The organism is Candidatus Jordarchaeum sp. (genome assembly GCF_052745115.1).
In genome coordinates, this window is the sequence record NZ_JBRAKS010000101.1 from 1 (window position 1) to 11,843 (window position 11,843).

Here is an 11,843-nt window from a genome sequence, read left to right on the forward strand (position 1 = left end):
CCGCTCAACTGGTGGTGGCGAGGGCGTGGTTAGGCAGCGTTTAAGTCGTGGTCCGCCTTTGGAAGGAAACCTTTGCTTTGCCCAGCGGTGGTTCCTTTTAGCGGATTTTTGTTCTCCACGCTGATTGTCGGCTTGGTTCTCGTGGGCAGGGTTGTAGCCTTGTATTGGACGTCTCTGTGGATGTTTGGGTTCATGATTAAAGTCTAAGAATGGTATTATTTATCATTAAATCTTTCTACTGTTGTGAACCCCCAAGACGGAGGGCAATGAGTCTACTATTTATTATATGATGATTTGTTTCAGTTCTGTTAACTGTTAAATCCCGCTTTTCCTCACCCTCCAGGAACCACTTTTTGGTGCTTCTAACCCTGCTAGGCGTGAAACCCCCCTAAAGCAAGGGGTTTAAACCTGTTTTCCCTCCATCAAAACCACCACGGGAAGTTAACATGAAAGAATATAAAAATCAGAATATTATAAAAGGTAGACTCATTGACGGAGGGGGATTAAAATTGAAAGTTTGAAATAAAAAGTTGAGAATAGAGCAGAAAGATTTAGCTCATTTTTTTTCTTGTTCTCTTAGTCCTCTTCGGAAGACTTTTCCAATAGCTGTCCTTGGGACCTTGTCAATGAATTCTATTATTCTGGGCCACTTGTATCCTGCCATGTTTTCCTTTGCCCAGTCTCTTATTTCTTCTGGGGTGATTTTTCCCTTATACTCGTCTTTTATAACAACGAAGGCTTTGATGGTTTCCCCTATCTCCGGGTCTGGTACTCCTACTACTGCGCACTCCAAGACTGCGGGATGATTATACAGTTTGTCTTCCACCTCGTCAGGCAAAACCTTGTAACCCTTATACTTTATAATGTCCTTTTGCCTGCCGGAGATATAGAAGTAGCCCTGTTCATCCATGTAGGCTAGGTCGCCAGTGTGAAGCCAGCCGTCCTCAATGGTTTCCTTGGTTTTTTCCGGCTGTTTCCAGTAGCCCTTCATCACCGAAGGGCCCTTCACCATGAGCTCACCGACTTCTCCGGGTGGAAGCTCCTTCCCTGTGTCCACGTCCACAATTTTAGCGTCGGTGTCCACCAAGGGAATGCCTATGGTTAATCCTTTCTGGGGAAGCCAGGTGGGTTTCATGTGAGTAGAAGGACCGGACTCGCTGAGACCGTAACCCTGCCCCACATCGGAACCGACCACTTTCTTCCATTTCGTAACCAGATCCTCTGGGATAGGCGCCGCACCGGAAATAACTCTAAACAGTGATTTCAAATTGTACTTCTCAAAATTGGGATGATTTATTAAAAACTGGAACATTAACGGTATGCCCACAAAGTTTTCGGTGCGGTACAGCTCAATGGCTTTCATCACCTGCTCCGGGTCAAAACCGGTGTAAAGAAGCATCATGGCTCTCTGAGCCATGTAGAGCTGAGACTGACTCAGTCCGAAGGAGTGGCACATGGGCAGCACTGTTATGCAGGACACCCTGCCTTCTTCAATTGGTGAATTTGGCTCTCTTCCAATCATCTGGTACACGTTTGCCACTATGTTATAGTGTGTTTGCATCACTCCTTTGGGTAGTCCCGTGGTTCCTCCGGTGTACATCAGAGTAAAGAGGTCTTCCTTGGGATTGATTTCCACTTCTGGAGGTTTAGCGGGATATTTCTCCATCAGATCCTGTAGACTGGAAGTTCCCGGCTTTTTTTCTCCATAAACTATGACGTTTTCTATTTCGACCTCTTCTCTCACCTTTTCTATGTTAGGATAGAGTATGGAGCTGCAAATCAGAGTATCGATTACTCCACAATCGGTGACGATGTGTTTTATGTCAGGTGCTTTGAGCATAGGATTAATAGGTACCGTAAAAGCTCCGTTCTGGCTTATTCCATAGAGGGAGAATAAAAATTCAGGCGAGTTAGTCATGTACACGCCGACGCCATCACCCTTCTCTACTCCCATGTCTGCCAATCCAGCTGCTACCTTGTCACTCCAGTGCATTAGTTCCCGGTAGGTGTACTTTCTTTCCTCCGGAACAAAATATATCGCCAGATTGTGCGGGTATCTTCGAGCCGCCTCCCGCGCAATATAATGTACCGGTATTTCGGGATACTTTATGGTCTTGGGAACAGTCTTGGGGAGCAATTTTTCCCAAACACGTTTAGGTCTCACCCAAGGACTTTGTTTCTTAAAATCGTATTCCACTGTGTATAGGGGTTTTTCTTCGATCAAATTGCGTCCTCCATTAAAAATATAACATTATTATGGGATCGAGTCTAAATTAAATGTTCACAAAGCGTATTTAAGATTAATTATTTTTAATAAAAATAATAAAAAATAAAAATAGACTATTTCCCGTATCCGAGAATCTTTTTTTCAGAATAGTTTTTTACTAATCCTTTGTAGATTTGTGTTGCAATTTTGTTTGCTTCTAGATCTCCTTCTTTTAATTCTCTAACGATTTTTGCTGGCATCCCTATAATTAGAGATCGTGGCGGAAATTTTTTATCGTAGGGTACAAATGTGTTTGCTCCAACGATGCTGTCGTCTCCGATTTCGGAGTTGGTCATGACCGTGGAGTTCATTCCCACCACAGAATTATTACCGATTTTGCAACCTCGAATTATGGCTCCATGTCCAATGGTTACATTATCTCCTATTTCGATTCCCACCAGCATGTCACTGTGCAGGACTGTGTTGTCCTGTATATTGGTGTTTTTCCCTATGGTAATTTTTCCCTCGTCTCCTCGGATTACAGCGTTGAACCAGACGCTAGACCCTTCTCCGATTTCAACATCTCCCCATATTTGAGCACCTTCCGCTATAAAAACGGATTTATGTATTTTTGGTTTTAAAATTTCTCCTTCCTTTTCATTGGACATTTTTTATATCCCTTCTTTTTAAGATTTATTTTAAATAGGGGGTGGGGTTATTTTTGCTTTACTCTGTATTGGCTGTATTGTACCAGAGCGGCCATTGCTTCGGCTGCAGCTTCAGGTGTTCTGAAGAATGGGATTCCGTTTTCGGGCAGTGACCTGATTGCCTCGTCCTCCCAAGGGGCTGAGGTACTCGCAGTAATTATGGGCTTATTGTATTTCTTGCTTACTTGGAATACTTTGGGTATAGCTTCGACAAACGTTTTTTCTATGGCTCTGCTCCACTGCACAACACTTTCTTTTCCCACCTTCTCCAGACGCTTTATAAACTTTTTAGACGGGTTTTTTTGTTCTAGGAGATGTCTCCAGATATCTGCTCCAAAAACTCCATAAATCAGCATTCCATCAATATCTGCCTCATCGAACATTATCTCTACACACTTGGAGTAAATTCCGAAATCACTAGCAAATGTCAGATCCACCGGGTTCTTGATAATGGCGTTCGGAGCTAACATTTCCCTAAACTGTTTTTGCACATCCAAGGGCAATTCAGGTACAACCAGTCCATGTTCCAAGCAGACGTCAACCAGAGCCACACCTGGACCTCCGGAATTTGTTACTATCCCTATTCTGTTTCCTTTAGGTAAAGGCTGATTTGCAAATACGAAAGCCCACTCGAACATTTCCTCAATATTTCTAGGTAGAAGAACCCCGGCTTGCTGCATAGCCGCCTTAAAAACTTCGTGGGAACCAGAAAGGTTACCGGTGTGGGAAAGAGCCGCATTAACACCCCTTTCAGTTCTACCGACTTTTAAGCACAGAATCGGTTTTTGCTTAGATACCTCACGGGCTAGTTCCAAGAATCGGTGGCCCCGTTTTATGCTCTCTACAAACATCATGATCACACGGGTTTGAGGATCCTCACCAAAATATTCCAAGAAATCAGTGGTGTCGAGGTCCGCCTCGTTCCCCGTGTTTACTATCTTACTGAAGCCCAGATGGATTCTTCTAGCTGTGAGGAAGGTTTGACCCGCAAAACCGCCACTCTGAGAGATGAATCCCACAGTGCCTGCAGCGGGCATCATGGGCATCGTGGTGGTGTTCAGCTCGTATCCCGGATTCACAACTCCCAAACAATTGGGACCGATCAAACGTATTCCTTTTTCCCTCGCAAAGTTTTTAATTCGGTTCTGTAGTTCTCTGCCCTCTATGTCGAACTCCGCGAAGCCTGCACTCACTAGGATAGCTATTTTTACTTCTTTTTTTACGCATTCACCGAGAACATCTAAAATCCTATCATTTGGGATGACAATCACAGCGAGGTCTACTTCTCCCGGTACATCCAGTATACTGGGGTAGCTTTGAAGACCGCAAATCTTTCCCTCGTATCGGGGGTTGATTGGAAAGAGTTTTCCCTCATAGCCCAATAAATAAATGTTTCTTAGAATCCAGGAGCCTATCTTAATTGGGTCAGGTGAGGCTCCAATCACTGCTATTCCTCTGGGTTGCATCGCATAATTTATGGTTTCGTAAATGTTTCCGTTGTTAGTTCTACTCGTCTGCAAAGAAATTGACTCCTTTACCTGTTAGCTGTTTAGGAAAATTACCATACAATACAATTATTCCAAAATAAGATTTATGCAAGCTGATTAGATTATTAATCTTCTGGCAGCATTTTTTCAGGTTTTTCGAGGCACATTTCGGGAAGCTTCTGCTTACCCACATATCTGATTAGGGGAATTATCACTAGTAGTATTAATATGCTTACTATGATAATGATTTGGAAGCTGGAAATCATGCTGGTGCCATAGTCTTCGTATACAGGTGTCAGTACGTAGGGAGCGAGGGCATATCCGAAGAATCTTACACTGTTGAAGATTGATGAAACTGCTCCCCTTTGTCCTGGTATGAGTTCCACGGAGAGAGCGGTTAAGGGCAACCAGAACAAGTTTCTCCCGATCCCATGTAAAGCCATGGAAAACGTGAACCCCAAAAATTCATGCGATACGAGTAGGAAAATTAGTGAAATAAAAACCACGGCAACACCCAAATAAGTCACCTTCTCTCTTCCAAACCTATCAGTTATGTATCCAGCTGCCGGAGCGATAAAAACACCGACAGCGCCCCCAATGGAGAGAATTATGCCTATAGCGTCCGCTTGGAGATAGAAGGGCGGCAGGGATAAGGCATCTGATAGAAATGATTGCACACCCATAAAGCTCATAAAACCCAGAAAACCAGCTGCACTAAGCACTACCACGCTTTTAACAGAGCAAACGCTTTTTAAATCCCTCACAACCTGGCTGAAAAGACGTATATGTATTTCCTTAGGCTCATTAACTGTTCCAAAGATGAACCAGATTAGAACCATTGAGAGAAAGGCTAGACCCGCAATCATAAAGTAGATATACCACCATACATCAGCGAAGAAACCCGCCAAAAGAGGACCGGCAGCAATTCCGAAGGTGACTACCGCGGAATAAATTCCCATCACTTTTCCCCGATACTCAATCTTTGTAAGATCACCAACTACAGCAGGTAACACAGGTCCAATAAAAGCGTAACCTATTCCACAGATGAATCTTGCTCCGAGAAAAACCCATATACTAAAGTTTGGGCTAAAACCAATTATCGTCAATCCTATACCATAGATCAAGAAACCCAAAACCAGAATAGGTCTTCTACCATAAACATCAGACATGGTTCCACTGAAAAGCTGAAAAACCGCGAAGGGAATCATCAAAGCAGTTATAGACAGCAAAACCGTTCCCACATCAGCGTTAAAAGTAGTTTTAAGGGTAGGAACCAAAGCTAATACCGTATTCGCAGATAGAGGACCAGCAAATCCCGCAAAGTAAAGCACCAGGAGCTTAGCGTTAGCATAACGAGCCCAGCTACTTGCCACCATCCACACGACCTTGAACAATTATTCTTCAGAAAAAACAGAAAAGTAACAATATTAATATTTCTCCAACCTAAAACTCTTAAATCTGCTTATTGATGTACCTTCTTCGCTAGGGTATTGGTAAGAAACCTAAGCTTTCATTTAATAGTTAAGGGTGTTTTAGGTTTTTCTATTCGCATTTCGGGTAGTTCCTGCTTACCCAAATATCGGATAAAGGGAATCATCAATAATGCAATTAATATGGCTATTATTATGATTATTTGGAAACCAGAAATCACACTTGTACCATAATCTTCGTAAACCGGAGTCAGCAAGTAAGGGGCGAGCGCGTAGCCAAACATTGCTAGGCTATTATAAACTGACGCAGTAGCACCCCTCATCCGGGGCACCAGTTCCACAGACATAGTGTTTAAAGGTAGCCAGAACAAGTTACCTCCGATCCCGTACAAAGCCATTGAAAGCATAAAACCCCAAAACCCTTCAGATAAGAATAGTAAAATTAGCGACCCCACACTCACAGCGATTCCTAAATAGGCTACTTTCTTCCTTCCCCATCTATCAACTAGGTATCCGGATAGTGGAGCGAAGAAAATAACCACGGCACCGCCAACGGAGAGTACCATACCAATGGCGACAGGATCCAGGTAAAATGGGGGAAGGGATAAGGTGTCCGAGAGAAATGCTGACACACTCATGAAGCCCATGTAGCCAAGAAAACCGGCAAGGGCAAGCACTAATACACTTTTAATAGAGCAAACTTCTTTCAAATCCGAAAAAACTTGGCTAAGAACCGGTATAGTGATTTTCTTTTGTATATTAATGATTCCAAAAACGAAACAGATTAGAATCATTGAAAGAAAGGCTAGACCCGCGAGCATAAAGTAGATATACCACCACACATCAGCGAAGAAACCCGCCAAAAGAGGACCAGCGGCTATTCCGAAAGTAACCATCGAGGAATAAATTCCCATGACCTTACCTCGGTACTCGATTCTTGTAAGATCGCCGATACAAGCAGGTAAAACGGGTCCCACGAAAGCATAGCCTATTCCGCAGATGAATCTGGCCGCAAGAAAAACCCATATGTTGAAGTTTGGGCTAAAACCAATTATAGTTAATCCGATTCCGTAGATTAAGAAGCCCATCACTAAAATGGGTCTCCTACCATAAACATCAGACATAGTTCCTGAAAAAAGCTGAAAAACCGCGAAGGGAATCATCAAAGCCGTAATGGAAAGCAATACTGTGCCCACATCTGCATTAAAAGTTTTCTTAAGAGTTGGAATCAAAGCCAGCACAGTGTTCCCAGATAGAGGACCCACAAAACTCGCAAAGTAAAGCACCAGAAGCTTAGCGTTAGCATAGCGAGCCCAGCTATCAGCCATAGCCAAACATCTCTACAAATAATTCTCCCAGAAAAGCGATAAACCCAATTTATTAACATTTCTATAAATCATCACCCTTTTTAAAATCCTCGCTGTGAAAACATTACAAAAATTAGCAATTAAGAATCCGATGGTTTTTGGAATTAGTTTATCCAGCCTTTAAACAAAATTTATATAGCTATTCAAACAAAGAAGTCAAAAAACAAGGAACAATATCGAATTTAATTGCTACAGCCAATTTATTTGAAATTCCCTAAGGAATCAAATTATAGATGCAGATGACAAGAAGATGTGATAATCTGTAAAAAGTTTGACTTGGAATTGGTTTGGAGGATTTATTATGAGTGAAGAAGAAGTCAAGGCGGTACGTGAAGGAGAAATAACTCTGCCTTACCGGTGGGTTGTGGGACCCGCTGGAATTCGGTTTTTCCAAGGTCTCAAGGAAAAGAAGATTCTAGGTACAAGATGTCATAAGTGCGGTAGAATTCTTGTTCCGGGAAGGAAGTTTTGTCCCCGGGACTTCATAGAGCTATTTGACTGGGTGGAAGTATCAGATGAAGGAACCATAAGGACATATGCCTTCGTGAATTATTCTTTTGTAGGACAACCCCGAGACCCCCCATATATTGTGGCTGCAATTGACCTTGATGGAGCTGACACTGCGTTCAGCCATTATATTATGGGCATTGACTTTTCAGACCCTGAAAAGGTTAAGGATCAGGTAAAAATAGGAATGCGAGTAAAGGCTGTTTGGAAAGACAAACGAGTAGGAGAAATCAGAGATATCGATTATTTCAAACCCATAACATAATTAAAAAAAAGGTGGTTTTATGTCTGAAAAGGTTGCAATTATTGGTGTAGCACAGAAGTGTGGACAAAATATTATGGACTCTGTGCGTGGATTGTCATTTGAAGTAACCAAGACTGTAATGGACAAGGTTGGAATAACACGGGAGGATATAGGAACCATAGTAGCCTCTTCCTCGGACTACTGGCAGGGAATGGGTTGCTCCAACGTGTTTCACTATGATGCCGCAGCAGGATACCTTAAGGATAGCACTAAGGCAGAGGAGGACTCTGGTCTGGCTCTGGCCTACGGCTACATGAGAGTTCGATCTGGACACTTTGATACCTGCCTGGTTATAGGGATTACCAAGTGTAGCGAGGTGTCCTCTATACCCACGCTCACTAGCTTATATAATGATCCATTCTATCAGAGGCCAATAGCGCTTGAGGAAATATCGGCGGCTGCTCTACAAGCTAGCCAATACATGAACAAGTATGGGATTAGCGAAGAGGATGGGGCGCAGGTCGCCGTTAAAAATTTGAAAAACGCTTTGTTTAACAGCAATGCGCATCGAAAGATGCGAGCCACTGTGGAGGATATTATGGAGTCTCCAGTTACCGCCTATCCCTTGAGGGAACTCATGTGTTGCCCCGCTTCGGACGGAGCCTGTGCCCTAATTTTAGCCAACGAGAAGAAGGCCAAAGAGTATACGGATGAACCAATATGGATTACTGGAATCAATTGGAGAGTAGAACCATACTTCATGGGTGATCGGGATCTGCTAGAGAACCAAGCGTTAAAAGTGGCTAGTAAAAAGGCCTTCGAGATGGCAGGGATTAAAAAGCCTCTAAAGGAATTGAATGTGGCTGAAATCTGTGAACCCTACGCTTTTCAGGAATTACTCTGGTATGAGGGACTAGGCTTCTGCAAAGATGGTGAAGGCGCAAAACTACTCAAAGACGAAGTCACCGAGATGGATGGAGAACTCCCCGTAAATCCTTCGGGTGGAGTACTATCAACAAATCCCTTCTGCGCTCGCGGCGCCATCCGAGCGACTGAGGCAGCGCTACAACTCTGGGGCAAGGCTGGCGAGAGGCAGGTTCCCAACGCGGAAAAAGCATTAGCGCATAGTGTGCACGGACTTGGAGGACAGCTACACACGGTGGTGATCCTGAGCCGATAAACAGGGGGAAGTTAATGGTTAGAAAAGTAGCCATTGTAGGCACTGGTCAAACCAACCATGGAAAAAGAAGAGACCTCGCCTATCCAGAACTAGTCTACGAAGGTGTAAAAAGAGCCTTAGACGACGCCAACCTAACAATTGAGGAAATAGATGCAGTGGTTTCAGGTTCAATGCCCGCACCCATGGAAGGAATAAATGCACCACATCTCTATTGGGGTAACGATGCCGCAGGAGCCATTATGAAACCCAACATGCGAGTAGCCACCTGTGGTACTACCGGAATGTCTGTGGCACATTCAGGCTACTATCATGTGGCCTCAGGTCTATTCGACGTGGTTATGGCCATTGGAGCAGAAAAACAATACGAGGGGCAAGCCCAAGGAACAATGAATACCGTGGGTGATGCTCATTTCAGTAGACCATTTGTACCAGGCGCCCCGGGAGTATTTGCTCAAGGCAGTAATGAGTACATACACAGATATAATATCCCAGAAGATAGGGTTCGTCTAGCCGCCGCTGAGGTGTCTGTAAGAAACCATTTAGACGCCTTCGATAACCCCTATGCACACATCAAGATAAAAATTAGCGTAGACGATGTTTTAAATTCTAGAATTATCTGCTACCCTATTAGGCTACTGGATGTTTGCCCCCAGTCAGACGGGGTTTGCGTCGTAATATATGCTTCAGAGGATAAGGCTAGGAAAATTACTGATACCCCGGCTTGGGTTAAGGGTTTGTCATACCTTGGCAACGAGTACTGGATCCAAGATTCTGACAGTGTGGAAAATCCACCAACCATAGAAGTGGCTAGGCGCGCTTATAAGATGGCAGGCATCACAAACCCTTTAAAAGAGTTAGACGTGGCTGAGATCTATAACCCGTTTACTTTCCAAGAAATGATGCATTACGAGTGTTTTGGCTTTTGTAAACCGGGTGAAGCATATAAACTGATTGAAGAGGGAGTAGTGGCTAGAGGCGGCGAAATACCGTGTGACCCCTCTGGTGGCGTCTTGAGTACTAATCCCATTGGTGCTACGGCTATGATTCGGGTGGCGGAGGCTGCGCTCCAGGTTACCGGCAAAGCGGGAGCACACCAGATTCCGGATGCCGAGACCGCGTTCTGCAACGGATTAGGAGGTGCCAATCACCTCATTAGTGTAATGATTCTTGGTAGAACACCTTAAAAAAAATGGAGGATTGATGAAAGATGGCTGAAGAGGAAGTAAAATCTGTGAAACCCGGTGTAGTCCAGCTCCCCTACCGTTGGTCGATTGGCGAAGCTGGTTTGAAATTTTTCCAGGGGATGAAAAATAAGAAAATTATGGGAACTAAGTGTTCTAAGTGTGGTATGGTTCTTGTACCGGGACGCAAATTCTGTGCCAAATGTTTTGTGGATATACTGGATTGGGTAGAGGTCAGCGATGAGGGGACCTTGGAAGCTTGGACGCTTGTAACATACCCATTTATTGAACAACCAGCAGAACCCCCATATATTATAGCGCGTATAAAACTGGATGGTGCTGATAGTTCATTCTATCACTATATAGGTGGAATAGACCTATCAGATCTTGATAAGGTTAAAAAACAGATTAAGATAGGAGCCAAGGTACGGGCGGTCTGGAAGGACAAAACCGTAGGAGAAATGATGGACATAAAATATTTCGAACTCGTGTAAAAGTTGTAAAGGAGGAAGCAATCCTCCTTTTTCAGTTTTTATTCTCAAATTAAAAATTTATTTTATACAATTATTTTTTCTTGCTCTTCTTTTCCATGTAGCGTTTAAACAGTGTACCCATATCCTCGGTTCTGATACAAATATCCTGGGCGAGTATGGAGTACTCAAGTACAGTATCCATATCTAACTCCATAGACTTGTTTGCAATTTTTTTAGCCAGACCAACTGCTACTAGGCCATTATCCTTAATTTCATTCGCCATTTCAATGGCTGCTTCCATAAGCTTTTCAGCCGGAACAACCTTATTCACCAATCCTATTCTCTCAGCTTCTACTGCGTCTATAGTTTTACCCGTAAATATGAGTTCTTTTGCCCGGCCAAGCCCGATTACTCTAGGGAGTCTCTGAGCTCCTCCAAGGTCTGGCACCAGACCGACACAGACTTCTGGGATGCCCATTATGGCATTCTCAGCCGCTATCCTAATATCACAACAGAGTGCGATTTCTAGTCCTCCTCCAATAGCCGGACCATTAATAGCAGCAATTACTGGTTTCTCAATATTCTCAAGCAAGCTCCAGCCTATCTGGATTCTTCTACCAAATTTTCTAAAATCCTGGGAAGTTGAACCCCCAAGGTTTAACGCAGCATTAAAGTCTATACCCGCTGAGAAAGCGGTTCCCGCACCAGTAACAATCACAACCTTAATCTCCGGATCGTCAGAAACAATTCCTGCAGCTTCCCCTATTTCAACGAACATGTCAACGTTGATAGCGTTTCTCTTCTCCGGCCGGTTAAGAATAATTTTCCCAATACCATCTTCCTTCTCAATTTTAATAGTTTTCAGCTCCGCCATAAAATCAGATTCCTCCTAAAATTTCTCAAATATTTTCCAACAGCTACCAATAACATAACACAAAATAAAAAACTTTCAATCTCCGTAGCTGGAGAACGGTTTTTGCAAGGGTTGTATCATTTTTTGCGCCCTTATGCGGAAGGTGTGGGGCGCATTTTTCAGCCTGTGAGTGGTCTGGAATGACCTT

The 11,843-nt window shown here is 43.5% G+C and carries 11 protein-coding genes; 4 read left to right on the plus strand and 7 right to left on the minus strand.

Annotated elements, in window-relative coordinates; all coding sequences use genetic code 11:
* Positions 1 to 29: 29 nt before the first annotated feature.
* From ACUVXA_RS08930 to ACUVXA_RS08955, 6 genes are all read right to left on the minus strand, one after another.
* Positions 30 to 194, minus strand: coding sequence for a hypothetical protein (locus ACUVXA_RS08930; protein ID WP_445870906.1), 165 nt, complete (start codon positions 192 to 194; stop codon positions 30 to 32).
* Between the two features lie 362 nt (positions 195 to 556).
* Positions 557 to 2,224, minus strand: coding sequence for an AMP-binding protein (locus ACUVXA_RS08935; RefSeq protein WP_445870907.1), 1,668 nt, complete (start codon positions 2,222 to 2,224; stop codon positions 557 to 559).
* 116 nt (positions 2,225 to 2,340) lie between these two features.
* Complete coding sequence (locus tag ACUVXA_RS08940) at positions 2,341 to 2,874, minus strand: gamma carbonic anhydrase family protein (protein ID WP_445870908.1); 534 nt, start codon at positions 2,872 to 2,874, stop codon at positions 2,341 to 2,343.
* Between the two features lie 47 nt (positions 2,875 to 2,921).
* Positions 2,922 to 4,433, minus strand: a complete 1,512-nt coding sequence (locus ACUVXA_RS08945; protein WP_445870909.1) for an acetate--CoA ligase family protein — start codon at positions 4,431 to 4,433, stop codon at positions 2,922 to 2,924.
* A gap of 92 nt (positions 4,434 to 4,525) precedes the next feature.
* Positions 4,526 to 5,794: an MFS transporter gene (locus ACUVXA_RS08950; RefSeq protein ID WP_445870910.1), complete on the minus strand. Its 1,269-nt coding sequence runs from the start codon at positions 5,792 to 5,794 to the stop codon at positions 4,526 to 4,528.
* 116 nt (positions 5,795 to 5,910) lie between these two features.
* Entirely contained in the window at positions 5,911 to 7,158 is a 1,248-nt protein-coding gene (locus ACUVXA_RS08955) for an MFS transporter (protein ID WP_445870911.1), read from the minus strand.
* 340 nt (positions 7,159 to 7,498) lie between these two features.
* On the opposite strand from ACUVXA_RS08955, the gene ACUVXA_RS08960 reads away from it, so the two are divergent.
* From ACUVXA_RS08960 to ACUVXA_RS08975, 4 genes are read left to right on the plus strand one after another with little or no spacing between them, the layout of a single operon-like run.
* Positions 7,499 to 7,969, plus strand: a complete 471-nt coding sequence (locus ACUVXA_RS08960) for a Zn-ribbon domain-containing OB-fold protein (RefSeq protein WP_445870912.1) — start codon at positions 7,499 to 7,501, stop codon at positions 7,967 to 7,969.
* 19 nt (positions 7,970 to 7,988) lie between these two features.
* On the plus strand, positions 7,989 to 9,128 hold the full coding sequence (locus ACUVXA_RS08965; protein ID WP_445870913.1) for a thiolase family protein: 1,140 nt from the start codon (positions 7,989 to 7,991) through the stop codon (positions 9,126 to 9,128).
* A gap of 14 nt (positions 9,129 to 9,142) precedes the next feature.
* Positions 9,143 to 10,312: a thiolase C-terminal domain-containing protein gene (locus ACUVXA_RS08970; RefSeq protein WP_445870914.1), complete on the plus strand. Its 1,170-nt coding sequence runs from the start codon at positions 9,143 to 9,145 to the stop codon at positions 10,310 to 10,312.
* A 23-nt stretch (positions 10,313 to 10,335) separates the two neighbouring features.
* Positions 10,336 to 10,803, plus strand: a complete 468-nt coding sequence (locus ACUVXA_RS08975; RefSeq protein WP_445870915.1) for a Zn-ribbon domain-containing OB-fold protein — start codon at positions 10,336 to 10,338, stop codon at positions 10,801 to 10,803.
* Positions 10,804 to 10,873: 70 nt separating this feature from the next.
* Here ACUVXA_RS08975 and ACUVXA_RS08980 read toward each other — a convergent pair whose 3' ends face one another.
* Entirely contained in the window at positions 10,874 to 11,656 is a 783-nt protein-coding gene (locus ACUVXA_RS08980) for an enoyl-CoA hydratase/isomerase family protein (protein WP_445870916.1), read from the minus strand.
* Positions 11,657 to 11,843 lie beyond the last annotated feature (187 nt).

Bases quoted from the DNA above. Each gene is read 5' to 3' on its own strand.
- ACUVXA_RS08930 (WP_445870906.1), bottom strand. From the start codon at position 194: ATGAACCCAAACATCCACAGAGACGTCCAATACAAGGCTACAACCCTG.
- ACUVXA_RS08940 (WP_445870908.1), bottom strand. From the start codon at position 2,874: ATGTCCAATGAAAAGGAAGGAGAAATTTTAAAACCAAAAATACATAAA.
- ACUVXA_RS08955 (WP_445870911.1), bottom strand. From the start codon at position 7,158: ATGGCTGATAGCTGGGCTCGCTATGCTAACGCTAAGCTTCTGGTGCTT.
- ACUVXA_RS08960 (WP_445870912.1), top strand. From the start codon at position 7,499: ATGAGTGAAGAAGAAGTCAAGGCGGTACGTGAAGGAGAAATAACTCTG.
- ACUVXA_RS08965 (WP_445870913.1), top strand. From the start codon at position 7,989: ATGTCTGAAAAGGTTGCAATTATTGGTGTAGCACAGAAGTGTGGACAA.
- ACUVXA_RS08970 (WP_445870914.1), top strand. From the start codon at position 9,143: ATGGTTAGAAAAGTAGCCATTGTAGGCACTGGTCAAACCAACCATGGA.
- ACUVXA_RS08975 (WP_445870915.1), top strand. From the start codon at position 10,336: ATGGCTGAAGAGGAAGTAAAATCTGTGAAACCCGGTGTAGTCCAGCTC.
- ACUVXA_RS08980 (WP_445870916.1), bottom strand. From the start codon at position 11,656: ATGGCGGAGCTGAAAACTATTAAAATTGAGAAGGAAGATGGTATTGGG.